Source organism: Methylobacillus caricis (assembly GCF_020532705.1).
In the GTDB taxonomy this organism is placed as follows: Bacteria; Pseudomonadota; Gammaproteobacteria; order Burkholderiales; family Methylophilaceae; genus Methylobacillus; species Methylobacillus caricis.
The window spans coordinates 1,100,372-1,124,998 of record NZ_JAJAVD010000001.1 but is presented as its reverse complement, the minus strand read 5'-3'; the positions used below and the strand labels follow the sequence as shown (position 1 = coordinate 1,124,998).

The following is a 24,627-nucleotide window of genomic DNA, read 5'->3' as shown; positions in this document are numbered from 1 at the left end:
CAGAGCCCCCTTTTAACAGGGTCTTACTCTGCCGCGGCTTCTTCAACCTCGACAAATTCTTCTTCAGACGCTGCCTTTACAATTTCGTTGATGCTGTGGCTACGACCTTCCAGAACCGCATCAGCAATACCACGGGCATACAGGCGGATTGCACGGCTGGAATCATCATTACCAGGGATAACGTAAGCTACGCCATCTGGGGAGTTGTTGGTATCAACAACACCGATCACAGGAATGCCAAGCTTTGCTGCTTCAGTCACAGCACCGCTTTCATGGCCAACGTCGATAATGAAAATCGCGTCTGGCAGGCCACCCATTTCCTTGATGCCACCAATAGAACGCTCGAGCTTGTCAACTTCACGCTTATAGCCAAGGGCTTCTTTCTTGCCAAACTTGCCAAGACCGCCTTCCTGCAACAGCGCTTCGTATTCATTCAGGCGCTTGATAGACTGTTTGACCGTCTTGAAGTTAGTCAGCATGCCACCCAGCCAGCGATGGTTAACATAAGCGCAATTGGCGCGCTGTGCTTCTTCCTTGACGATTTCACGGGCTTGACGCTTGGTGCCAACGAACAGGATACGGCCCTTGTTTGCAGCTAACTGGCGCACATACTTCAGTGCATCTTCAAACAGCGGCAGGGTTTTTTCCAGGTTGACAATATGAATCTTGTTGCGATCACCAAAGATGTACTCCGCCATCTTGGGATTCCAGTAACGGGTTTGGTGGCCGAAGTGGACACCGGCTTCCAGCATTTGACGCATGGTCACGGACATTTTAATTCTCCAGTAAGGGTTATGCTTCCACACGCCCAACAACATCCGCCGTGGCGGACACCCTGTACGGGGCATGTGTGCAGATTTGCAGTCTGCCGACTATTCAACAGACTACTAAGCCGACCAACAGGACACTCCTGTCAAACGGGTGCGGTATGCTAACATAAGCACCTGTACGAACTCAAGGAAAACATGGGCTAAAGCCCATCAATGCACATGGCAATTAACATCAAAACCGAAAGAGATATTGAGAAAATGCGCGTAGCTTGCAAGCTCGCTGCAGAAGTTCTGGATTTTATCACGCCGCATATCAAGCCGGGTGTGACTACAGGCAAGCTGGACGAGCTCTGCCATGACTACATGGTCAATGTGCAAAAGACCATCCCGGCCCCACTCAACTATGCCCCACATGGACACACTCCCTACCCAAAGTCGATATGCACTTCTGTGAACCACCAGATCTGCCATGGAATTCCAGGTGAAAAAGTCTTGAAGAGTGGTGACGTTCTCAATATTGACATTACGGTCATCAAGGATGGCTATTACGGCGATACCAGCCGCATGTTCCATGTAGGGGATATCTCAATACAGGCCAAGCGCCTCTCGGACATTACTTACGACTGCATGTGGCTGGGTATTGCCCAGGTCAAGCCAGGCGCAACGCTTGGCGATATTGGCCATGCTATCCAGACTTATGCCGAGAAGAACGGTTTCAGCGTAGTACGTGAGTTCTGCGGGCATGGCATCGGCAAGAATTTCCATGAAGACCCGCAGGTGCTGCATTATGGCCAGGCAGGCAAAGGCGCCACACTGAAACCTGGCATGATTTTCACGATAGAGCCCATGATCAATGCCGGCAAGCGCGACATCAAACAGCTTGGTGACGGCTGGACCATTGTAACCAAGGACCATAGCCTGTCTGCCCAGTGGGAACACACCGTGCTGGTGACCGAGCAGGGTTATGAAGTCCTGACCATTTCCGCAGGCACGCCTGCCCCCCCATCCTTCATCAAACAGGCAAGCGCTTAACATCAATGCAGGCCCATCCAGTTTTGCGTGAACATGACGCTCTTGCCAAATATTGGCGCAAATATTTGCTGGAGCAACAGCAAACCTTGCAGAAGGCATTTGAAAACAAGCCGAATGTGGGCCTATTGCTGAAACAACAGGCCCAATTGGTGGACCACACGCTGCAGAGCCTATGGAATGAGTTTGAGCTACCGGACCAAGCCTGCCTAGTTGCGGTAGGCGGATATGGCCGCGGGGAACTGTTCCCATACTCTGACATTGATATCCTGATCCTGCTGTCCGGTAATATCGATGAACGTGCCAATCACCGCATAGAAGAGCTGATTGGCATTTTTTGGGATATAGGCCTGGCTATAGGCCATAGCGTACGCACGCTGGAGGAGTGCTTGGATGAAGCCAGCCGTGATGTCACGGTGCAAACCAACCTGCTGGAAGCCAGGCACCTATGCGGCACGCCTGTGCTATATGCGGAATTTGAGCGCCTGATATCCGCAGCCATGCGGATAGAAGCGTTTTTTGAGGCCAAGACTCGGGAGCAGCAACAGCGGCATGCCCGCTTTAATGACACTGCCTATAACCTTGAGCCCAATATCAAGGAAAGCCCTGGCGGCTTGCGCGATTTGCACAACGTCATATGGATTGCACGTGCCCTTGGCCTTGGCAGCACATGGGGGGAACTGGTCAAGAACCGGGTTATTTCCAAGCAGGCTGCTCAGCAAACACGTCGCCATGAACGCAACCTGCAGATGTTGCGCACGCGCCTGCACTATCTGGCGAAGCGCCGTGAAGACCGACTACTGTTTGACTTCCAGAACGAACTGGCAAGCCGGATGGGGTATACCACCACCAAGCGCAAGCGTGCCAGCGAACAGCTCATGCACAGCTTTTACCAAAGTGCCAAGTTTGTCAGCCTGATCAATGAAATCATGCTCCAGGTATTACGTGAGCGCATCTACCCTACACAACATACTGTCATCAGCATCAATGACCGCTTTGAAGCGGTGAATGGTTTGCTGGAAACCAAGAACCCCACATTGCTCTATGATGAACCAACGGCCATTCTGGAAAGCTTTCTGGTATTACAGCAACACCCTGAATTAAAAGGAATGGGGGCTGAGCTTCTGCGTGCCCTGCACCGCACCAAAAGCCACATCACTCCACAATTCCGGCATGCGCCCGAAAACAAACGCCTTTTTCTTGAGATACTGAGCCAGCCTGACGGCATTACCCACACACTCAAGCGCATGAACCGGTATGGCATACTCGGACGTTACATTCCCGCATTCGGTAGGGTTTCGGGACAAATGCAACATGACCTGTTCCATGTCTATACCGTAGACGAGCATATACTCAACGTGCTGGGCAACCTGCGTCGTTTTGCCCAGCCTCAGTTTGCCCACGAGTTCCCGCTTTGTAGCCGCCTGTTCAGCGAGTTTCCCAAACCCTGGCTGCTTTACCTGGGAGCCCTATTCCACGATATCGCCAAGGGACGTGGTGGCGACCACTCGACGCTGGGGGCAGTGGACGCGCGCAGATTCTGCAAGCAGCATGGTCTTTCAGAAGAAGATGCCGAGCTAGTTGCCTGGTTGGTGGAGGCACACCTGATTATGTCCAGCACAGCACAAAAATCAGACCTCTCCGACCCGGCCGTGATAGAAAAGTTTTCCCAGGTTGTAGGCAGTGAATACCGCCTGATCGCACTCTACCTACTGACCGTAGCCGACATTCGCGGCACCAGTCCCAAGGTGTGGAACGCATGGAAAGCTGCCCTGCTGGAAAATCTGTTCCGTGCAACGCAGCGGATACTGCGCGGCAGCGGCACCAACCTGGACCAGGAGCTACATGCTCGCCAGCAGCAAGCCAAGGAAATACTCAGCCATTATGGCGTTGTTGAAAAAGCCTACCTGCCATTCTGGCAAAAACTGGGCAGTACCTATTTTCTGCGGCATGACAGTCAACAAATTGCCTGGAACACGCGCCTGCTCCTGGCCCATGTCAATACCGACAAGCCTATAGTCCGTGCCCGGCTGAGTCCCGCCGGTGATGGAATACAGACCATGATCTATATGCCGGACCAGGCTGATATTTTTGCGCGCATATGCAGCTTTTTTGAACATCTGGGCTATAACATCGTAGAAGCCAAGGTATATACCACGCAAAATGGCTATGCGCTTGATAACTTTCTTGTTCTGGATCAAACCGATAACAGGATAAGTTATCGTGATTTATTAAATTATATCGAGTATGAGCTAATGCAAAAACTCATCAGCAAGACACCGGCTGACCCGCCGCTACAAGGACGTCTCAGCCGCCAGGTCAAGCATATGCCGATGAAGACAGAACTTGCGCTCACCACTGAGGCCAACAGCAACAATACATTGCTCGACATCGCTACCAATGACCGCCCCGGATTGCTATCAAGGATTGCACACATCCTGCTGCAACAGCATGTCAGACTTCATACTGCCAAGATCAACACACTGGGCAATCGGGCAGAAGATACCTTCCTCATCTCGGCACAGTCAGGCCAACGCTTGAGTGCGGAAACCCTGCAGCTTATAGAGCATAGCCTGCGTGAGCAGCTTTAGCCTGTTAATCAGGGTTCCATCGCAAATAAAAAGCCTCATCAAATGATGAGGCTTTTTATTGCAATGCGCCAGAAAGCGCATCAGGCAGGATTAACCGTGCTTGTAATGCTTGCGCAGTGGCTTGACCACTTCCCAGCTGGTGTCCAGGCCGGCAGGAAACACGACCAGGTCACCAGGAACGATACGCACAGGCTCGCCACCCTTAGGGGTCACAATGATTTCGCCTTCAAGTACGTAAGCAGTTTCCTTGATACCGAAATCCAGTGGAAACTTGGAAACTTCCTTTTCCCAGATAGACCAGTTAGCAACGCCAAGTTGCTTCAATTTTTCTTCACTGGGATTGTGTTCAACAGTAATTTGGCTCATTTAAACGTCCTTGATATAGATAATAAAGCTTGAAAAACAAACAGCCGGGATTCCGGCATGGCGCAATTCTAACATGCAGTCCCAGTTGAGCATATCCGCCCCTTGCAAACTGTAGGGTTTTGAGCACTTGGTGAAAACTGGCTAGAAACCAACAGATCACTCCTGCCATATCAATGGCCTATCACTGACCACCACAGACTTGTCTCATTAGCAATGGGCAGGTCGCGCCTTTCGCTATTTCCCCATCAAGCCCTATGGCCTTCATGACTCATGTCACGCTAGCCAATGGCTAATGCATCGGCTGGCGTCACGACCGCACTTAACTCGCCTGTCTGCAAATGCCAGAGATCAGCATAAACACCATCCTTGGACAACAGCTCGTCATGCGTTCCAGACTCTATGATGCGACCACGTTCCAGCACGTTGATGCAATCAGCATGACGCACAGTGGACAAGCGGTGCGCAATGATAATGCTGGTCCGGCCTACCACCAGTTTTTCCAGCGAACGCTGGATAGCAGCTTCGGTTTCATTATCGACAGCTGAAGTAGCCTCATCCAGGATCAGGATGGGAGGATTCTTGAGAATAGCCCTCGCCAAGGCCAGGCGCTGCCGTTGACCTCCAGACAGCTTCATGCCGCGCTCTCCCACCTGTGTCAGGTAACCCTTGGGCAGGCTCTCGATAAACTCATGGGCCTCTACTGCCTTGGCCGCCGCAATGATGTCTTCCATCCCGGCGTCGGCCTGTCCATAGGAAATATTCTCGGCAATGCTGGCATCGGCCAGGAACGTGTCCTGGGCCACATAGCCGATAGCGCGCCGCAACTCCTGTAGATTCAGGTGATTGATATTCACACCATCCAACTGGACTTCGCCGCCCTGCGGCTCATAAAATCGGAGCAGCAACTTGGTAATGGTGCTTTTTCCACCGCCAGTGGTGCCGACAAAGGCGATGTTCTGGCCAGCAGCAATATGCAAATTGAAGTCTTGCAGGGCTGGATTAGCGCCGCTGTTTTCATAGAAGAAATCCACATGTTTAAAACGTATATCCCCTTTTACCCCGTTAATGGGCAAGGCCTGCCCTGCATATTCAATGTTCACAGGCGTATCGAGCAGATTCATTACGCGCTGGATTGAGGCCATGGAGCGTTGGTAAAGATCAGTCAGCTCGGCCAGTCCAGTCAAAGGCCATAGTAAGCGTTGCGTCAGGTACACCAATGCTGAATAGCTGCCCACTCCCAGCTCACCTTTGAGCGTCATGAAACCGCCATAGAGCAAGGTCACGGTAAAGCCTGCCAGAATTGCCATGCGAATTACCGGGGTAATGGCAGCTGAAAGGCGAATGGCCTCGGCGTTATTATTGCGATAAACATTGGAGGCATCGCTGATATGTTGCGCTTCAATTTCCTCGGCGGCATAAGCCTTGACGGTAGCAATGCCTTGCAAATTATTATTCAGCCGTGTTGCCAGCGCGCCGGCGGCCTCACGCACTGAGGTATAACGGGAAGCCAGCCGTGACTGGAACCAGAATGCGCCATAAAGAATAAAAGGGACAGGAATCAGTGCCAGGAAAGCCAGTTCCTTGGTCAACACAAAAAACACGCCGCCCACCATCAGCGAGCCAAAGAAAACCTGGATCAGGCTATTGAAACCACCATTGAAGAACCGCTCCATCTGATTGATATCTTCATTCAGGATAGCCAGCAGGTTGCCTGTGCGGTTGCGTTCAAAATAGGCCAATTCCAGCTTCTGCACATGTTGGTAGGCTTCCATGCGCAGGTCGTGTTGCAGGTTCTGCGCAAGGTTACGCCAGCGTACGTCATACAAATACTGAAACAACGACTCGCCTACCCAGATAAAGACTGTCAGCAAGGCAAGCAATATCAGCTGATCCCTTGGCTCAGCCACACCCAGGCCTGCCAGAAAGGATTCCTTGCGGTTGACCACGACATCCACAGCTATGCCGATTAAAATCTCCGGCAAGATATCAAATATCTTGTTCAGCAGGGAGTAAAAAGAGGCAATGTAGGCATCTTTTCTGTATTGGCGGGCATGATTGAACAGGCGGTGCAAAGGATGCATGGATCAACTATCTTGATAACAAAATCGCCATTCTACTGGGCCAGAACTCTAATATCAGCCACGTTATGATGATGGGAATGTATGGGAAATATAATTAAATACTCCCTGCCCCGGCATCACGCCGGAACAGGGAGCTTGAGGCGTGGCGAGAATAACTAACCGACTACCCGCAATGCCGGGGCACTGTCATGCCCTCTTACAAGTGGCAGCACTTCCTCACCAACCCGATAGGCCTCTTCCAGGTGCGGGGTGCTGGCCAGGATGAACGCATCAGCCCCCAGCTTGACCAAATCATCGAGGCGCTCCGCCACCTGCTCGTAACTACCGACAATCCCCTGGGTCTGCCCGCCCCGCAACAAGCTGAGCCCTGACCAGACATTAGGATGGATAATGAAATCACGGTAGTCATTCAACTCTTTGGGCGCATTGCTACGCTGACGTCCAGCTCCTACTGAATCACCAGTCTGCTGCGCAAAAAGCTTGTAGCGTTCGCGGGCAGCGTCGTCCAGATTTTCAAAGCCTCGCCTCACCTCACGCCATGCCTCCTCTTCAGTGCGCCGAGCAATGATATCCACCCGCACAGCGCATTTGATCTTCCGGCCCAAGGCATCAGTGCGCTCTTTTACGCGATCAAACTTTTCGCGTAATTGGTCGAAAGGCTCCAGCCACGAGAGATAGTATTCCGCATGCTTGGAGGCAGAGGCCAGCGCAGCATCGGAAGATCCAGAAAAATAGATTTCCGGAAACTCTTGTCCCAGCAGCTGGGCGGGCAAGGCTGCATCTTCGACTTGATAGAACTTTCCCTTATACGAGAACTTTTCTCCCTGCCATACACCGCGCAATACATCGAGAAACTCCGTAGTACGGGCATAGCGATCATCATGAGGCGCCACATCGCCCCACCACAACTGTGCAGGACCGCCGCCGCCGGTGATGACGTTATAAAGAGCACGACCGCCCGTTGCACGCTGCAGGCTTGCTGTCATGCGTGCCGCTACCACGGGATTGAGGAAGCCTGGCTGGAATGCGATCATGAAACGGAAAGTACTGGTTTCACGCGCAAGAAAAGAGGAAATCGCCCAGGGTTCATCCGTCATGGGAAATGATGGAATCAATCCTCCCTGAAAACCAGATATCTCCGCCGCACGCGCTACCTCGGCGATATAGTCCAGGTTGGTAAAGCCATCTTCATGGCCACCACTCAAGCCTTTATGCACAATATGGTCACCGTGCTGCTGGGACCAGTCGCCGCGATGATGCAGTTTGTCGCGAAGTGAGCTTGGCTCTCCGTGGGTGGGGATTCTCCAGAAAACATCTATTGCCATAATACTTAACTCCTCAATCAGGCTGCGCGCTGGCTGGTGCCAGCGATCAGGGAACGCACTTGTGGCAGGACATTCTCGCCAATGCGATACGCCTCCTCAAGGCTGGGCACTGCACCCAGGATAAAGTGATGAACACCGGCGGCAGCAAGCTCAGCTATGCCTTCGCTGACCTGCTGATAGCTGCCAACCAGCGTTGCCAAGGCGCCTGTATTGGCAGTTGTCAATCCGCTCCACAAGGCGTTGTGGGCAAACCCCTTGCCCTGTCCGCTTTGCTCGGCATAGCGCTTGGCGTCAAATATGGCTTCATCCTCGGTTTCACGGGCCAATACATCCAGGCGGATGCCTATTTCAATCTCTCTCCCAACAGTACTTGCCAATTGGCGCAAGCGCGTTATTTCCTGGCGGATGCCTGCCAGTGGCTGGGCATCAAGCACATGCACATCAGCCACACGTGCCGATAATGCATACGAGGCCTCATCATTGCCAGACAGATAGACTGGCGGTACCTTTTGACCAGAAAGCGGCCCTTGGAAACCACCCTTTAATACCTCGAAGAACTTTCCCTTGAAATCGTAATCGGTCTGTGTGATGACATGACGTGCAACAGTGACAAACTCTTCTATGCGCGTATTCAGATCTTCTGCCGCGACATAATCCCCATTTCTCCTGCGCTGGGATTCATTCGCCTCTACGCTGATCTGCCAGGCAAACCGGCCCCCGCTGAAACGCTGGTAGCTGACGGCATTCTTGGCTGCATATACGGCTGAGCCGCGTGCAGCATCAAATTCAGCCAGCACGGTCAGGTCCCGCGTAGCGCGGCTGAGATATCCTGCCACAATCCATGACTCATCACCTTCCGGATCATTGCGGACTTGCAGGCCATCAAACTTGGCCAACTCTGCCGCTTTTGCAATCTGGTGCAGATGATCAAAATAATTGAAGCGCCTGCCACGTGGATCAGTCACTCCCGGGAGGAAGTATGGCTTGCTGTCGCTGCGCTCACCACGTATGCGCTTCTGCGCATCGGCATACCGGCCATCGCCCGCGGTCGGTATTTGCCAGAAAAACTTGATACTCATGCATGCTCTCCTGCAACTTGGTTCTCTTGATTGATTAGAGATATCGCAGAAAACATGCCATACCTGGATCATTCCCTTAAACTTTTTACGGGAATGATCTATGAATTTGATTTAATAGTGTTAATTATGATTAATTCGGGCTTGCAAGATTTGCCTCATGCATAATATTTTCATCATCACCCGGACAAACTGTCTCATTTAAAACAGTTACCCCGCAATAAGTGTTGTATTTGCAACTTCTGCTCAAAATTCAACAATAGAAATGCCGTGTTGCAAAAACAGAATCAACCACACACATAACTAGGTAAATCAGCAATCGCAACAGGAGCATTGAGTAAATGGTATGCCTGTAATTCAAATAAAGAGTAAGCCATACCACAAAAGGCTGCTGCTGTAGATGCAACAACCCGTTTTGATGCACGGCCATTAATTTGGTAACTGATTATGCTGTTGCATGAAGATGCTCAATCTGTCACCAGCTCTCTATGCCTATATCATCTCCGTCGACAACAACGCTACTCACTGAAGTTAAATCGGCCTTCAGCATAAAACCCTGCCAACGGTTTTCGCGGGGTTGGCTGCTCTCGCAATTGGAAATCCTCGGGCAGCTCTGCCCTGTCTCCCTGATATCCGACTGCAATCAGTATCTCGATATGGAATCCTTCGGGTATATCAAGCACCACCTTTGCCTGCTCTCTGTCAAAACCGCCAATCGCATGGGTAATCAGTCCGGCATGTGTTGCCTGCAAGGCAAGATTAGCCCACGCCGCCCCAGCATCCAGCGAATGATTGCGCAGGGCGCTGGGCTCACTGTCGCCATTACGTAAGTGAGTTGTCTTTGAAACCAGGGCAATAAGTACGCTTGCACTCGCTGCCCAACGTTGGTTATTCAGGTTGGCCAGCCCTAGCAGGTTGCTCCAGCCGGTGGAACCATTTCTTGCATAGATAAATCGCCATGGTTGAGAATTATTGGCGGATGGCGCCCAGCGCGCCGCCTCGAAAAGACTGAACAAGGCGTCATCATCCACTTGCTTATCACTGAAAGAGCGTGGTGACCAACGGCTGGTAAACAAAGGATGGATATCGTAGTCAGCTTGACGGGGAGATAGCTTGTATACATTGCTCATATTGTCGGTTCCGGGTTTAAATAAACATGGAAAGTGGCTATAGCAATCAAACCGCTACTGCCCTCACAACTCATTCACTCCCGGAAATAGCGCGGGAAGAACCAGTTTGGCTTGAAGAGCACTATCCATACCAACTTCCATGGCTGCATGAATAATAAATTAATTATTGAATAACAATAATTTAACCAGAAATTTTCCGGTCAAGCTCTTACTGCCCAGCTCATGATTGTTATCAAAACAACATTTAGCAGCAATTCAAGTGTTGCCAAACAAACAGCTTGTATCTATATAAACGAAAGGAACCTTCAGATAGTCAGCCCAGCAATATGGAGGCTTCAGACATATGGCTGATAATATAGCTTGCCCCGGCGTCGACTAGCCGGGTGGCGTCCATGGTTCCGTCATACCCAATCACGGTCATGCCTGCAGCCACCGCGGCACTCACACCGATATGGGTATCCTCAATCACAATGCAGTCCTGCGGTAGCACCTGCATCGCCTTAGCTGCACTTAGGTATACATCCGGCGCTGGTTTTGGCCGCCCAAGATCAGCAGCACTGAATATGCGCCCATCAAAATACTGGAGCAGGTCACACAGGCCCAACATTTCATTGACCTTCTGCCCCTCGCTGTTTGAAGCCACACATGCTGGCAACACCAAGTTTTCAAGCAACTCTTTTACGCCAGCAACTGCTTGCAAGCCTAATTTAAGCGCCTGATCGCGCCTTGGCTTGTATTGCTCGATAAAGTCTGGTGCCAGAGCCTTGCCATACACATCCAATACAATCTGCTTGCATTGCTGCAAAGAATTGCCGACAAAATAAGCCTGCATATCCTGCAATGATGCCGGGATCCCGGCATCATTCAGCATATCGACAAATACACGGTTGGTAATACGTTCACTATCAACAAGTACCCCGTCACAATCGAAAATCACCAACTTATACGTCGACAATACTGTTTCCTTCACTCACTATTAGAATTATCCGGCCTATCCAGTCCCAGGCTTTCTCGATAGCTTGAACCACTGTACTCCTTGTGGAAAAGACCACGGCGCTGTAACTCAGGGACAACCAAACGGGCAAAATCCTCCAGCCCTTTGATGGAATAAGGCGGCACTACATTGAATCCGTCAGCACCCTTCTCTACAAACCATTGCTCAATCAGGTCAGCCACCGTTTTGACCGAACCAATAGCCTGGATATGCCCTCGCGCCACCCGGAACTTCAGAACCAATTGCCGTATGGTGAGATTCTCACGCCTAGCCAGTTCAAGTTGCTGCTGGAACCGGCCTCGGCCATTCTCACCTGGATCGTAAGGCAAATCAGGCAAAGGGCCATCCAGTGGATATTGTGAAAGATCAAATCCGCCAAATTCAATCTCGCTAAAATCTACAAGGTTCTGCAGTTCGGCATATTTATCCTGTGCCTCCTGATCAGTTTCAGCCACCACCACATTGAGCCCCGGCGTAATCTTCAACTGGTCTTCAGCGCGTCCATACTTGGCCATGCGTGACTTCACATCAGCATAGTAGTCCTGAGCCACTTTAAGGGATGTGGCCGAACTATAGGTCATTTCAGCTACCCGTGCAGCAAATTCACGTCCTGTTTCAGAGTTGCCCGCCTGCACGAATACAGGGTAGCCCTGGATGGGCCTTGGGTAGTCCAGCAAGCCTTCAGAACTGTAATATTTGCCGTGAAAATTGAGCGGGTGCGCAGCGGAAGCCTTGAAGAAAATTCCAGCCTCGCGGTCAGGATGATCAAATGCATCATCATCCCAACTATCCCACAATGCCTTGGCCAGCTGTAAAAACTCCTCAGCACGCTCATAACGTTGCTCATGTGTGCGTCCGTCATGATTTCCAAAATTTCCTACTGTTGCCGGGTTGAGTGATGAGACTATATTCCAGCCAGCCCGTCCACCGCTCAGGTGATCCAGCGAGGTAAATTGCCGCGCCACGTTATAAGGTTCCGAGAAATTGGTATTGACCGTTGCAACAAGGCCTATGCGCTTGGTCTGGGTGGCAATTGCGGACAAGAGCGTAAATGGTTCGAAGTGGAAATTGGACGGGTTTTTGGTAGCCTCTGGTGTCAGCTCGCCTGAACGTCCAATGAAATCAGCCACAAAAAAGGTATGAAACTTGGCATCTTCGGCAATCTGTGCCGCCCTTACCCACCAATTGAGGTCAGGCCTGCCATTTTCCTTCCAGGTTGGGTGCAGCCAGCCTGCAGGATGGTGTCCGTATCGGAGCAGGAAAACATTCAGGATCAGCTCGCGTTTTTTATCTGTCATGGGTATGTCTTTCACGCATAAAAAAGTCGGGCTTGCGCCCGACTCTTGATATTTCAGTCAATCAAACAATATCTTCCAGATACCTGCCGCTATAAGTCTTGGCCTTGTCCAGCAACCCTGTGCGCTTCCATTGGAGTTCCAGCGCCCCTGGCGTGTAAACCTGGGCACCACCGATCTGCTCTGCAATCGCCTGATATCGCGCAGCCTCCTCGACAAACAGGATAAGTTCTGAAGTGCGGATAATCCCCTTGCCCCAGAAATTCACACCGCCATTGGATTCCAGCAAGGCAGGCGGCGGTGCCAGCTCCGGATATTTATCCAGGCGCTCACTGATCACGTCCAGGACACTGCGGGTGCGGTCCAGATGGTTGGGAATCTCTCGTGCCAGGAGATGGCGTGCGGCTGCCACATAGAGAATTGGGAAAGGTTTATGTGCCAGAGACCATGCAGATAAATAGTTGGTATGAATATGAATGGCAGTATCCGCATCCAGGCGAGACTCATTGAGAATATGGTTTTTCTCATCGGAGAAATTGGTCAGGTTGATCGTAGGCGTCTGGTCACGTGCCAGGCCACCCGGGAATCGTATATGCAGCAATTTGTCATGCCCTGGGATACGGTGCGAGATATGAAAAGTCAGGCTGGCGGATAATGTCCGGTTTTCACGCAGCACATTAAATGCATGGATTGCATCGGCCTTGGCTTCATCAACATAAGATATCAAATCAATCTCGGAGAGGTTATCACTCATTTCAGTCATCCTTTTGGGGTTGGAATACAGTTTTGATCTGGCAGATGGAAAAGCCCTGGTCTATTAAATGACCAAGAGAATCAGCCCATCAATTATTGCTGAACGGCTTACATTGGATTTAAGCGGCCATAGCGTGATCATTAATCAAACTGCAATCTGTATGCCATGTGTGAACCGTATACAGAACTTCGCACCAAGTTTTCAGGAAATGGTTTGGATATTAAAAATAACCTATTGATATTAATAATTTTTCAAAAAACCACCATCAATTATATTTAAGATTTTCCTAACCCCTCTCTTTTCCAATCCACCATTCATTGTTTGTATATCAACAATACCTATGCACCCATACAAACAACTGTTCAAATATAAACACTTTGCATAAAAATTAAGTAAAAATTCAACAAACAAGCTCAACCTCGTCATTTGATGACCTAAAAACAACATTTGTTGGCGAAACAACAGTTAAAACTGTTTCCCAGCCAACAGAAAGCTGATTAAAAACCTCTAAATTTGGATAAATATATTTATTTATCAACAGATTAAACCAGAACTCTACCACTGGCATGGTTCCTGCCATATCAAGCTGACAGCTCGTTAGTGTTGACGAGATAGCATTCAATTGACGCAGGGAACCTTTATGGCTAAGAATTCGCAACAAACAATCTTTATCAAGAAACCTTTGACTATTGCTGTACTGGGGGCATTGGCAGGTAGCTTGTTCATTAACGCAGCTTTTGCTGCCGAAGACGCGCAGCCCGACACCGCAGCAAGTGAGGAAAAGGTTACAGAGAGCTCTCCAGCAACATCGAGCGTTGCTCAACCAGAAAAGGATATAGAGTCATCATTGGGTAGCGTAGTAGTGACTGCACAACGCCGTGAAGAAAATGCACAGGAAGTCCCTACCGCGATTTCCGTACTCAGTGGCAAAGAGCTTCAGGACAGAGGCATAGGCCGCTCTGCCGGTGAAGTCCTCAATAATGTGCCCAACTCTTCTGCTGGCACCATCCAGAATGGCCGGCCACGTTGGTGGATTCGTGGTGTAGGTGCAGGCCAGCAACAGCTCGACTTCCCGAACCCAATCGGGTTTTATATTGATGACGTGTTCATCAGTAATGCCACAGCAACGGGCATTCCGATTTTTGACCTTGACCGCGTGGAGGTGTTGCGTGGTCCACAGGGTACGTTGTGGGGTAAAAACACGACTGGCGGTGCAGTCAATATCGTTTCCAAAAAGCCCACCTTTACTGACAAGCCTGAAGGTTATGTCAAAGCAGATTACGGCAGTTTTGGCGATAAGGTTGTTCAAGGCGCTGTAGGTGGCACCATCGTTGATGAACGTGTGGCCGGGCGTATTTCTTTCTACAATCAGGATCTGGATGGACGGTTCAAGAACCAGTTTGATGGAAAAACTAATGGCGGGGTTGAGGATTCCGTGATCCGAGGCCAGTTGTTATTTTTACTTACACCAGATCTGGATGCATTGCTAAATGTCTACCACCGCAAATATAAAACTGAAGGTAACGTAGGCACTGTAAAAGGTACAGGGGCTAATGGTGTATTCCGAGACAATTATATTCCCAGTCGTGACATCAACCATGTCAGCAGTAATGCAGAAAACAGCAGCGATATAACCCAGAATGGTGCCTCCATAAGCGTTAATTGGCAGTTAGGTAATTTAACCCTGACCTCCATCACTGCTTATGCTGACTTCAAGCAAGAGACCTTGCAGGATGGCGACAGCTCCCCACTCGAAATCAATCGGACTTACACCGACGCCAAGAGTCATCAGTGGACGCAAGAATTTCGCCTGGCATCCCCACGCGAAGATAAATGGAACTGGTTGACTGGTTTCTTCTATTTTAATGAAGATATAGATTCCATCTCAGCGGGTGCCCGTTTGCCGAATGGATCCGTACCACAACTTGCAGGTAGCACTCAAGCTGTCACTTATAACAAAGCTGACCTCAGCCACAAAACTGAGAGCTATGCTATTTTCGGTAGCACAACTTACAACTTCACTGAGAAATTCGATACCACTTTAGGAGCACGCTGGACTACCGAGGAAAAGAAATATGATCTTGACCGTATCAGTAGCCCTAATGCAGGAGCAGCAGGTTGGAGTAATTTAGGTTCGTGGTGGAATAGCTATAATGGCATTATAGGTGGCGCCGGCACCTTTAATGATTCACGCGATAAGCGCTGGAATGCGTTTACTTACGACATCACTCCTCAATATAAAATCACTGATACTGACCGTGTATATTTCAAGTTTTCCAGAGGCATCAAATCCGGCGGCTATAACACTGCAGCGACATCAGAATTGGCACTTAACACTCTCAAGCCGGAGGAATTGAATGCATTCGAGGTAGGCTATAAATCCGAATGGCTAAATGGTCGTCTTAATTTCAATGCCAACGCCTTTTACTATGATTACAGCAACGTTCAGGTCAATGTGGTGGGTACAACGCCACAAGGCCAAACAGTTTCCTATCTTCAGAATGTAGAAAAATCTAGCGTCAAGGGTGCAGAGTTGGAAATTGAGGCGTTGCCCACCAATAATTTGCATATCAATGCAAACGTAGGGCTATTAAAAACAGAGTTCGAGAAATTTGACGTGCTCAATGGCGGTGGTAACCATGATGGTAATGAATTTGTGCGCGCACCACGCTGGAGTGCTTTGCTAGCTGCCAGTTACCGCATTCCATTGCAAAATGGCAGTAAAGTTACACTAGGTGGTGATGCACGCTACTTGGGCAAGCAGTATTTCTTTGTTGTCCCACAGGATAACGATCTCCTCAACCAGGACCCCTACACTCTTGTCAATGCCCGTGTCACTTATAGCACTAAAGATGACAAGGTTGAACTGACTGGCTATGTAAATAACCTGTTCGACAAAGAGTACCGTTATCATGCCCTGCCTCCCCAAAACTCCACTGGCAATATCGTGTATTGGGGCAACCCTCGTACGATAGGTGCATCTTTAACTGTGCGTTTCTAATTCATCTTCAGGGGGACTCTCCTGAAATGATGACAAAAAAGACCTGGCAGTATGACGTTGCTAGGTCTTTTATTTCTTTCCGGTTAATAGGCGATCTATGAATAAACAGCATCCATTACTACGCTGCTTGGCGCTCTATCGATATATGCCATGGAAATTTTCATTTACGGCTGTGCTGTTTACCTTGGTTAATATCGGAATGGCTTGGCAGTTATGGATCGTCGGCCAGGCAGTACAGGATTTACAGACCGGGAGTGCGATCATTCGCTTGGCGGATGGCAATTTGGATTACTCACTGGCAAAACATTGGATTGTGTTACTAATACTTGTTGCCCTTGCCCGCGGCGTGTTGCAATACATCGGCGGCATCATGTCACTGATCATCGGCCAGGATTTACTGACCATTCTGCGCGAACGCATCATGCATCAGGTACAACGCCTTGACTTGGCCTATCACTGGCGTCACGGTATGGGTGAAATGGTCACCCGTACTACGCGTGATGCAGACAAGGTACGCGATGCCCTCATCAACTTCTGGCGCCAGGTTTTCGAGGCCAGCCTATGGGTACTTGTCTCTGTAGCCTTGCTATCGTGGTATCACCCCTGGCTGGGGTTGGGCACTTTATTTTTTACCCTGCTTGGTATCGGTATTTTTATTGCACAGACAGAAAAACTGGTGGTCCTTGACCGTGTAGTGGGAGACGCATATGACCATGTCAATCAAGAATTGAGCGAAGGCGTAAACGGCGTACGCGTTATCAAGTCTTTCAGCCTTGAGCAGCAGCGTATCGCCATTTTCAGCCACTTAGTCCAAACATTTATTCAGCATGCGAGAACCGCCTTGGCCTATGCCACATCTCGCATTCCTTTACCGCAGACGGTAGTTGCCCTGAGCCATGTGTGGATACTGGCAATCGGCGCCTACCTGGTACAGCAAGGTGCCATCAACATCGGCCAGCTGGTGGCCTCGGTGCTGGTGGCCAATGCATTAGTGTTTCGTATAGAGGGTATAGGGCGCATTATCCAGATCTTTGCTGATGCACGCTCCTCTGCGGCCCGTATCTGGGAATTGCTTGATGAATCTCCCACCATCACGCCCGGCAATGAACCTATTCCTGATGGCCCCTTGGGGATACGCCTCAACCAGGTCAGCATCAGCGCGCCAGGCAATGGTAATGCCATTTTGATGGATTGCGACTTTGAAGTTGCTCCAGGCGAAGTAGTCGCCGTGGTTGGTATGACGGGGTCTGGCAAGAGTACGCTTGCGGGCCTGCTTCCGCGTTTGCTTGAAACGGACAAGGGTGAAGTCCAGATAGGTTCGCCTTGGGCCGGATGGAGAAACATAAAATCATTTAAATTAAATGAGTTGAGAAGTAGAATTCATGTAGTTCCACAAGAAAGTTTTTTGTTTTCAGATACTCTGGAAGCCAACTTGAAGCTCGCCAAAGCTGATGCCAGTCAACAAGAAATCCTCAATGCCTTGGCACAGGCTTCTGCCGGTGAAGTGTTGGAAAAGCTCAAGGATGGACTCCATACCCGCATCGGAGATCGCGGCATTACGCTCTCAGGTGGGCAAAGGCAGCGTATCAGCCTGGCCCGCGCCTTCCTGGCAGAACCATCTATCCTTGTGCTAGATGATGCCACCAGCGCACTGGATGCCATCACTGAAAGACGCGTTCTGGAAAACATACGGCAATTACGTGGCCGCAACGGCTACCAGATTACTGTCATCCTGATTGCCAGCAAGCTCTCCACCATATTGCTGGCGGATCGCGTCGTGATGCTTGCCCAGGGGGGAATTGCTGCTTCAGGCACCCATCAGCAGCTGGTAGAGAGCAGTGCAATATATAGGGATCTGGTAGGAGTTGATCATGGCCAATGACTTTCGTGGCGACAAGCCGCTCAATGATATAGAGCTGGAACAATCACTGGCACGCAAGCAGTTGGACCGCAATATGTTCTGGCGGTTGTTGCCGCTGCTTAATCAGGTCCGTGGCCGCATTGCTGCTGTCATCTTGCTTGAGCTGGCGCTGGTAGGCGTCATCTTCATCCGCCCCTGGTTCCTGCGTGAAGTGATTGACTATGGATTCATACAAACCGCGCAGGGATTGGTACTTAATACTCCACTGATCAGCTGGATGGCTCTGGCAACAGGTCTCAGCTGGGCGGTACGTTTTGGCATTGCCGGCCTGTCACAGTATCTGGCTGGCACGGCAGCCATCACCATTCTCAATAACCTGCGTATTCAGGTATTCAGCCATGTGCAGTCATTGAGCGTACGCTATTTCGACCAGACCAAGGCCGGGCGCATCATTTCGCGCGCTGATCGCGACATCGACACCCTGGAGCCGCTGCTGATCCAGGGGCCGCCTGAGCTGTTTTCAGCCATATTGCGCCTGTTAGTCGCTTCATTCGCGCTGTGGTGGATATCACCAAGATTATTCCTGGCACTTGCCAGCATAGTGCCGGTATTGGTACTGGGAACCTGGCTATTCAAGCGGATCTCGGAAAAAATCTGGGGGCGTGTGGCAGAGGCCCGTGCACGATTCACCGCTCACCTGGTAGAAACCGTATCCGGGGTGCGCATCCTCAAGCAGACCGTCAACGAAGAAGCCAACCAGCAACGCTACAAAGCCTTACTGGAAGACTTCAACACTATCCTGGTACGCGGCAGCATGCGCTCCAGCTGGTTCCTGCCGTTGACCCAGGTGCTCAGCACCGTGGGTATGGCTTTTCTCCTGATGGCTGGCGGCATCAGTATTGCAGATAAACAGATGACGGTAGGCCAGCTGGCACAGAGTCTGTTCTACGTGCAACTTTTCCTCGGCCCTCTGCAGGAACTCAATGATCTGTTTGAGCGTTACACGTCAGGTGCATCATCGGCACAACGCATTTTCCTCATGCTGGATACTGAACCTGAGATCAACGACCCTGCAGAGCCTAAAACGCCAGCGCAGCACCTGGGCGAGGTCGAATTCAGGCAAGTAGTGTTCGGCTATAACGCCCCTCCTGCTGTCCCGGTAATCAGTGACTTCAACTTGAAGATAGCGCCAGGCGAAGTCCTTGCCATCGTCGGCCCCTCCGGGCATGGCAAGAGCACCCTGGTGCAACTGCTGACTCGCTTTTATGAAGTGCAGCAAGGTGAGGTGCTGATTGATGGACAGGACGTGCGAGCCTACAAGCAACAAGATTTGCGGAAAAAAGTCGGGGTGGTCCTGCAAGATAATGTGCTGTTCTCCGGCAGCGTATTGCACAATTTGCGATTGGCTGCGCCCGGAGCCAGTGATGAGCTATTGATTGCCGCTGCGCGTGAGCTTGGCGCCGATGAAGTTCTGGAACGTTTACCTAAAGGTTACCAAACCGAGGTAGGCCCGCTGGGAGCCTTTCTCAGCCATGGTCAGCGCCAATTGGTGTGCCTGGTGCGCGCTTATCTTGCCAACCCCTCAGTACTGGTATTGGATGAAGCCACCTCTGCTGTCGATATCCATACAGAACGTCGCATCCAGGCGGCCTTCCGGCGCCTGTGTGAAGGCAGGACAGCCATCATTATCGCCCACCGTCTGGCCACTATTCGTGATGCTGATCGTATTGCCGTAATCTGGAATGGCCAACTGGCAGAAATAGGCAGCCATCAGCAACTGATTCATCAAGGAGGCTCCTACTCCAGGTTGTATCAGGCTTACGAAGAAGCCTCCATCTCATCTGGCGCAACCTCGGCCTAAAAATGCACCTTCGTCATGGAATGGTGCCAGACAAACAAATGTTGCCATAACAACAGATAAAAAGTTATCTGTTGTTATGGCAACAGACCTCTCGATCGCCAAATCCAAAACGCTGAACGATATAACTTTAATTCATTGAATATTAACCGTTAAAAATCACAATACCAATCATGGATAACTGGCATGGAATATGCCAGATAGATAACTCAAGCCCTGCCCCCTCGCATGTGGCAAGACCAATACACAAGGAGATTTTACCCATGTCACAAGATCCAAGCATCGACGCACTTTGGTATACCCGCTGCCCTGTTCCCACCCCACTGGGCCTGGCGGCCAGGGAAGACTGGTTCAAGCAGGAATTCCAGGCTGATGGCATCAGTATCAACACGCTGCAAGAAACCACGGACCCTGTGCTTCGTGAGTCACACTACGACCACAAGCTGCCGCACTCTTTTCGCCAGGGCGGCAATGTCCCGGCAATCTGGGCTCGTGCCAACGGTACTGACACCAAGGTAATCGGGCTAAACTGGGTAGATGAAGCACAGTTGATCCTGACGCTCCCAGAATCTGGCATCAAGGCTCCGCAAGACCTCAAAGGCAAGAAAATTGCCCTGCCCTTGAACCGCATCAGCATTGATCATCAGCGTGCGAGCGCATTGCGCGGCATTGTGGTCACACTTGAAACAGCTGGCTTGACCCACAAGGATGTAGAACTGGTTGATTTTGAAGTGCCACAAGCACCTACAGGTCAAGGCTGGGGGGCTGGCGTTCGTGTAGCCTATGCCACTGAACTCGAAGCTCTCAAGAGCGGCCAGGTTGATGCAATCTTCACCAAAGGCGCCCGTGGTTATGAAACCGCTGAAGCCAATGGCCTCACCATTGTGTATGACGTACGCAATCATCCTGATCCAAAAGTACGGGCCAATAACGGTGCTCCGCGCCCTATTACCGTGGATGGTGAATTGCTCCGCACTCGCCCAGATCTCGTTGCCCGCTTCCTGAGCCGCATTGTGCAAGCTGGCGACTGGGCATCCGCGCACGAAGCTGAAACCGTGGCTTATATCGCCAAGGAGTCAGGCTCCACAGATGAATATATACGCAAGGCCTATGGCAATGACATCCATCTGCACCAAGGCACTGACTTGAGCCCTGAATCTATTGCCGCACTGGAAGGTTATAAAAACTTCCTGCTGGAGTGGGGCTTCATCAAGGCCGACTTTGATGTCAAGGCATGGATTGATCCTGCGCCATTAGCCGAGGTATTGCGCTCGCAATCCAAAAAAGCAGCATAATAAGCTTATAACAAACAATCATAACAAGCAGTTGTTTGTTATGATTAAATCAAGGTATCTTCACAAAATGAAGGTACCTTGATTATTTACAAGGCCTTGAAACAACAAATTGAAACAGGCTTTGAGTGACCATATTCAGAATTAACCAGGAGGCCTTACCATGGCAACACTAAGATTAGGCGATACCGCTCCCGACTTCACCCAGGACTCCAGCATCGGCCAGATTTCCTTCCATGAATGGCTGGGGGATAGCTGGGCTATCCTGTTTTCCCATCCAGCCGACTACACTCCGGTTTGCACCACAGAACTAGGAGCCACTGCCAAGCTCGCGGGCGAATTCAAGAAGCGTAACGTCAAACCGATTGCCCTTTCTGTAGACCCGGTTGAGTCCCACAAAGGCTGGATTACAGACATCAACGAAACCCAGTCAACAGAAGTCAACTTCCCCATCATTGCCGATGCAGACCGCAAGGTTTCCGAGCTTTATGACCTGATACACCCCAATGCCAGTACCACAGCCACCGTGCGCTCAGTATTCATCATAGATCCTAACAAGAAAATCCGCCTGACTTTGACTTACCCAGCCAGTACCGGCCGTAACTTCAATGAACTCCTGCGCGTGATCGACTCGCTGCAACTGACTGAGTACCACAGCGTAGCCACCCCGGCCAATTGGGAAGATGGCGACGATGTTGTCATCGTGCCGTCCATCACCGACCCGGAAGTTCTCAAACAGAAGTTCCCGAAAGGCTTTAAAGCCGTCAAGCCATATCTCCGGTTGACCCCACAGCCGAATAAATAATGGATGGCTAAAACGGATAGCAATCTGAGGAATAAAAAAGCCTGCATTAATGCGGGCTTTTTTATCCCTAAGCTCTTGGGACTGGTGCTTAAGAATCCAGGCGCATTCATTCATTGAATTTCAATGTAGCTCCCGAGAAATATTGATTCAAAAAGGAAAATTCTTGTTCACCAAAAGAACCAAAAATCCAACCCGGAAATTCTACAAAATAATTGCAGAATATTGTTGACCACACCCCGCCAAGCCAGTATAGTAGCGCCTTCATCGATTCCCCGATAGCTCAGTCGGTAGAGCAACGGACTGTTAATCCGTGTGTCCCTGGTTCGAGCCCAGGTCGGGGAGCCAGATATGAGGCTCACTATGAACCGGTTGTTTTTCAACCGTGTTTATAGTGAGTTTTTCATTTTCAGCGACAGAAATCACTCTCTCTGGCCAATACACCAAATCAACAGAGTCTGGTGTCATGACGGCTTCTTTTATCATCAACTTCATGAATTCGCGCACCCTCTTGGGATCGCTGCATTCCTTTACAATTTTATGCATAAAATCGGTGGCTTTTTGCATATCTGATGCTGAAACTTGCATAGAAGGCTCAGATTGAAGGCTTACGCGTAAATATTCATTTTGCAAATTATCCTTTTGACTTTTCAACAGTCTTAGGCGTTCGGAGAGGTCACCAAGGTTGGGGGCGTCAACTCCGTGCAACTCTAGGATTTCATATAGTTTGGTCTGCCGCCGCTCAACATCGCTTATTTGTGAAGCGATGGAGTCAATTGTGGCCTGGTGATTCTGATGCCATTCGCTGCGTAGTTGCAGTACCTCCTGCATCAATACTTCCATGCGTTTTGGCGTAAAAACCCGTTGCAGAATTGCATCCATCAGCCAATCATCCAGTTGATCAGCGCTCACGCGGCGGTTGATGCAGCCCTTACCCTTCAGGAAATTGCGACAATTGTAGTAACTGTATTGCGCGGCCCGTCCTCTGGCAGTTTCGATCTGCATGGGAGCGTTACAAAGACCACAGCGCAAGATTCCCGTGAAAACATATCTACTAACAGGTGAACCGTTGTTGATTGAGCTAGTGCGGTTTCTAAATCCACGCTGGACGGCCTCAAAATCCTCATCTTTAATGATGGGATTGTGGCTTTTGGTGATCACCCAGTCTTTTTCTGGCTTGAATATGCCATCAGCGTGGTTTTTTCGGTTGAAAACGGTCACGCCTATGTTGGCTTTATTTTTCAAGACCAGCGTAATGGTGTTTTTTTCCCAAGGCACACCTCGTTTGAGCAAACCTGCCCTGTTCAGCTGTATAGCAATTTCCCTCGTACCCGCGCCTTCCAGATAACTACGGAATATTTGCCGCACGATTGTGGCCTCGGGTTCGTAAATATCCAGGCGTTTTCGCTTGCCTTCTGGCACTGCGATATAGCCATATGGCACGCGACCACCATTGAAAAAGCCATCAGCTGCATTTTTCATCATAGAGCGGCGTGTATCTTTACTGATTACGCGACTGTAATGCTCATCAACAATTTCAAAAATGGACTCCGAGAACCATCCTTCATCCGTTTCACTGTCGATATCGTTGCTGGCATATATCACTTTAGTGCCATGCCGCTTCAATTCAAGCTTATAGGCAGCTGCATCCAATTTGTTACGTGCAAAGCGAGATGTGCTCCAAACTATGAAATAGGTAACTTTATGCAATGCACAGAAGGCAATGGCTTGCTGGAATGCTGGACGTTTGGAAGTGCGCCCCGATATCCCCTCATCTGTGAAAACCTTTAGCAACTCAGCATCCATTGACTGGGCTTTTTTGATACCTTGCTCCACCTGGCTTTCTACGGGCAATCCATCTTCAGCTTGCCGAGTAGTGGAAACGCGACCATATACTATCGCCGTGATTTTATTTTTCATGTCCCAATCATAGCCTTTATGTTGTTTGGGCAATATGTGGAAAAAACTAAATTTTTCACAATGTTAAACATCAAATGCTCCGCATGGCCGCTTAGGCCTTTCCCTTGCTACACAATCGCTCTATCTGCCTAAGACTCATTTTTTCCCCCACCTGTTTATAAACAAGTTCTCTGATCTCCCTTGGTGTAAGCCCAGAGCTCTGAAGCGTATCTATATAACGGTTTCGCTGATACCTAAGAAAAATCTGATACCGCCTGATCGGCACTAACACGCGCCCCTCATCTGTGAAGTGTGCAGGCCTGGCGTCCAGGATGCGCCAAATATTCAGGAATACATCAACTCCGACCTGTTCAGCTATCTCAAGCCACACAGGCTGCAATCCCACTTGCTGAAGTTCCAATAACCGAGGGTCGCGTTTTTTTTCTGGCGCGATTTTTTTTGTGAAGTTTGAGGTAGTGCAGTTATCTAGGTACCCACCTCCC

General features: G+C 50.1%; 18 protein-coding genes and 1 tRNA gene. 8 read left to right on the top strand and 11 right to left on the bottom strand.

Features of this window, described 5'->3' with window-relative positions; all coding sequences use genetic code 11:
* Positions 1 to 23: 23 nt before the first annotated feature.
* Positions 24 to 773 carry a 30S ribosomal protein S2 gene (gene rpsB, locus LG200_RS05355; protein ID WP_226756552.1) on the bottom strand — a complete coding sequence of 250 codons (750 nt, stop codon included), beginning with the start codon at positions 771 to 773 and terminating at the stop codon, positions 24 to 26.
* A gap of 216 nt (positions 774 to 989) precedes the next feature.
* Here rpsB and map point away from each other — a divergent pair, with 216 nt between their 5' ends.
* Together map and LG200_RS05345 are read left to right on the top strand one after the other, a co-directional pair.
* Positions 990 to 1,802 carry a type I methionyl aminopeptidase gene (gene map / locus LG200_RS05350; RefSeq protein ID WP_226756551.1) on the top strand — a complete coding sequence of 271 codons (813 nt, stop codon included), beginning with the start codon at positions 990 to 992 and terminating at the stop codon, positions 1,800 to 1,802.
* Between the two features lie 5 nt (positions 1,803 to 1,807).
* Positions 1,808 to 4,390: a [protein-PII] uridylyltransferase gene (locus tag LG200_RS05345; RefSeq protein ID WP_226756550.1), complete on the top strand. Its 2,583-nt coding sequence runs from the start codon at positions 1,808 to 1,810 to the stop codon at positions 4,388 to 4,390.
* Between the two features lie 90 nt (positions 4,391 to 4,480).
* On the opposite strand, the gene LG200_RS05340 is transcribed toward LG200_RS05345, so the two are convergent.
* The 9 genes from LG200_RS05340 to LG200_RS05300 all read right to left on the bottom strand — a co-directional run bounded on the left by LG200_RS05340 (position 4,481) and on the right by LG200_RS05300 (position 13,991).
* Complete coding sequence (locus LG200_RS05340; RefSeq protein ID WP_226756549.1) at positions 4,481 to 4,756, bottom strand: cupin domain-containing protein; 276 nt, start codon at positions 4,754 to 4,756, stop codon at positions 4,481 to 4,483.
* Between the two features lie 278 nt (positions 4,757 to 5,034).
* Complete coding sequence (locus tag LG200_RS05335) at positions 5,035 to 6,837, bottom strand: ABC transporter ATP-binding protein (RefSeq protein ID WP_226756548.1); 1,803 nt, start codon at positions 6,835 to 6,837, stop codon at positions 5,035 to 5,037.
* 155 nt (positions 6,838 to 6,992) lie between these two features.
* On the bottom strand, positions 6,993 to 8,162 hold the full coding sequence (locus LG200_RS05330; RefSeq protein ID WP_226756547.1) for an LLM class flavin-dependent oxidoreductase: 1,170 nt from the start codon (positions 8,160 to 8,162) through the stop codon (positions 6,993 to 6,995).
* Between the two features lie 17 nt (positions 8,163 to 8,179).
* Positions 8,180 to 9,241, bottom strand: coding sequence for an LLM class flavin-dependent oxidoreductase (locus tag LG200_RS05325; protein WP_226756546.1), 1,062 nt, complete (start codon positions 9,239 to 9,241; stop codon positions 8,180 to 8,182).
* Between the two features lie 515 nt (positions 9,242 to 9,756).
* A complete protein-coding gene (locus tag LG200_RS05320; protein ID WP_226756545.1) occupies positions 9,757 to 10,368 on the bottom strand; it encodes a nitroreductase family protein in 612 nt (203 codons plus the stop codon).
* Positions 10,369 to 10,681: 313 nt separating this feature from the next.
* Entirely contained in the window at positions 10,682 to 11,323 is a 642-nt protein-coding gene (locus LG200_RS05315) for an HAD family hydrolase (RefSeq protein WP_226756544.1), read from the bottom strand.
* 11 nt (positions 11,324 to 11,334) lie between these two features.
* Entirely contained in the window at positions 11,335 to 12,660 is a 1,326-nt protein-coding gene (locus tag LG200_RS05310) for an LLM class flavin-dependent oxidoreductase (RefSeq protein WP_226756543.1), read from the bottom strand.
* Between the two features lie 61 nt (positions 12,661 to 12,721).
* A complete protein-coding gene (locus tag LG200_RS05305) occupies positions 12,722 to 13,411 on the bottom strand; it encodes a class II aldolase/adducin family protein (protein WP_226756542.1) in 690 nt (229 codons plus the stop codon).
* 400 nt (positions 13,412 to 13,811) lie between these two features.
* Complete coding sequence (locus LG200_RS05300) at positions 13,812 to 13,991, bottom strand: hypothetical protein (RefSeq protein WP_226756541.1); 180 nt, start codon at positions 13,989 to 13,991, stop codon at positions 13,812 to 13,814.
* A 60-nt stretch (positions 13,992 to 14,051) separates the two neighbouring features.
* On the opposite strand from LG200_RS05300, the gene LG200_RS05295 reads away from it, so the two are divergent.
* The 6 genes from LG200_RS05295 (at position 14,052) to LG200_RS05270 (ending at position 22,573) form a co-directional block, all read left to right on the top strand.
* Positions 14,052 to 16,412 (top strand): TonB-dependent receptor, encoded by a 2,361-nt coding sequence (locus tag LG200_RS05295; RefSeq protein ID WP_226756540.1) that lies wholly within the window; start codon positions 14,052 to 14,054, stop codon positions 16,410 to 16,412.
* A gap of 97 nt (positions 16,413 to 16,509) precedes the next feature.
* Positions 16,510 to 18,294, top strand: a complete 1,785-nt coding sequence (locus LG200_RS05290; protein ID WP_226756539.1) for an ABC transporter ATP-binding protein — start codon at positions 16,510 to 16,512, stop codon at positions 18,292 to 18,294.
* The gene (locus tag LG200_RS05285; protein ID WP_226756538.1) at positions 18,284 to 20,134 is read left to right on the top strand and encodes an ABC transporter ATP-binding protein; all 1,851 of its coding nucleotides are present in this window, start codon (positions 18,284 to 18,286) and stop codon (positions 20,132 to 20,134) included. Before LG200_RS05290 ends, LG200_RS05285 begins: the two co-directional genes overlap by 11 nt.
* A 260-nt stretch (positions 20,135 to 20,394) precedes the next feature.
* The gene (locus LG200_RS05280) at positions 20,395 to 21,426 is read left to right on the top strand and encodes an ABC transporter substrate-binding protein (protein WP_226756537.1); all 1,032 of its coding nucleotides are present in this window, start codon (positions 20,395 to 20,397) and stop codon (positions 21,424 to 21,426) included.
* 160 nt (positions 21,427 to 21,586) lie between these two features.
* Complete coding sequence (locus LG200_RS05275) at positions 21,587 to 22,228, top strand: peroxiredoxin (RefSeq protein WP_226756536.1); 642 nt, start codon at positions 21,587 to 21,589, stop codon at positions 22,226 to 22,228.
* Positions 22,229 to 22,497: 269 nt separating this feature from the next.
* Positions 22,498 to 22,573: transfer RNA gene (locus tag LG200_RS05270), tRNA-Asn, on the top strand.
* Here the strand turns inward: LG200_RS05270 and LG200_RS14190 are convergent.
* Positions 22,532 to 24,145, bottom strand: coding sequence for a recombinase family protein (locus tag LG200_RS14190; RefSeq protein ID WP_226757306.1), 1,614 nt, complete (start codon positions 24,143 to 24,145; stop codon positions 22,532 to 22,534). The two genes, LG200_RS05270 and LG200_RS14190, sit on opposite strands and share 42 nt — an antisense overlap.
* Between the last annotated feature and the right edge of the window lie 482 nt (positions 24,146 to 24,627).

What these genes read in the sequence shown, in the direction of transcription:
- LG200_RS05285 (WP_226756538.1), top strand. Translation starts at nt 18,284, where the DNA reads ATGGCCAATGACTTTCGTGGCGACAAGCCGCTCAATGATATAGAGCTG.
- LG200_RS05310 (WP_226756543.1), bottom strand. Translation starts at nt 12,660, where the DNA reads ATGACAGATAAAAAACGCGAGCTGATCCTGAATGTTTTCCTGCTCCGA.
- rpsB (WP_226756552.1), bottom strand. Translation starts at nt 773, where the DNA reads ATGTCCGTGACCATGCGTCAAATGCTGGAAGCCGGTGTCCACTTCGGC.
- LG200_RS05330 (WP_226756547.1), bottom strand. Translation starts at nt 8,162, where the DNA reads ATGGCAATAGATGTTTTCTGGAGAATCCCCACCCACGGAGAGCCAAGC.
- LG200_RS05345 (WP_226756550.1), top strand. Translation starts at nt 1,808, where the DNA reads ATGCAGGCCCATCCAGTTTTGCGTGAACATGACGCTCTTGCCAAATAT.
- LG200_RS05295 (WP_226756540.1), top strand. Translation starts at nt 14,052, where the DNA reads ATGGCTAAGAATTCGCAACAAACAATCTTTATCAAGAAACCTTTGACT.
- LG200_RS05325 (WP_226756546.1), bottom strand. Translation starts at nt 9,241, where the DNA reads ATGAGTATCAAGTTTTTCTGGCAAATACCGACCGCGGGCGATGGCCGG.
- LG200_RS05275 (WP_226756536.1), top strand. Translation starts at nt 21,587, where the DNA reads ATGGCAACACTAAGATTAGGCGATACCGCTCCCGACTTCACCCAGGAC.
- LG200_RS05300 (WP_226756541.1), bottom strand. Translation starts at nt 13,991, where the DNA reads ATGGCAGGAACCATGCCAGTGGTAGAGTTCTGGTTTAATCTGTTGATA.
- LG200_RS05320 (WP_226756545.1), bottom strand. Translation starts at nt 10,368, where the DNA reads ATGAGCAATGTATACAAGCTATCTCCCCGTCAAGCTGACTACGATATC.
- LG200_RS05335 (WP_226756548.1), bottom strand. Translation starts at nt 6,837, where the DNA reads ATGCATCCTTTGCACCGCCTGTTCAATCATGCCCGCCAATACAGAAAA.
- map (WP_226756551.1), top strand. Translation starts at nt 990, where the DNA reads ATGGCAATTAACATCAAAACCGAAAGAGATATTGAGAAAATGCGCGTA.
- LG200_RS05340 (WP_226756549.1), bottom strand. Translation starts at nt 4,756, where the DNA reads ATGAGCCAAATTACTGTTGAACACAATCCCAGTGAAGAAAAATTGAAG.
- LG200_RS05290 (WP_226756539.1), top strand. Translation starts at nt 16,510, where the DNA reads ATGAATAAACAGCATCCATTACTACGCTGCTTGGCGCTCTATCGATAT.
- LG200_RS05305 (WP_226756542.1), bottom strand. Translation starts at nt 13,411, where the DNA reads ATGAGTGATAACCTCTCCGAGATTGATTTGATATCTTATGTTGATGAA.
- LG200_RS05280 (WP_226756537.1), top strand. Translation starts at nt 20,395, where the DNA reads ATGTCACAAGATCCAAGCATCGACGCACTTTGGTATACCCGCTGCCCT.
- LG200_RS14190 (WP_226757306.1), bottom strand. Translation starts at nt 24,145, where the DNA reads ATGAAAAATAAAATCACGGCGATAGTATATGGTCGCGTTTCCACTACT.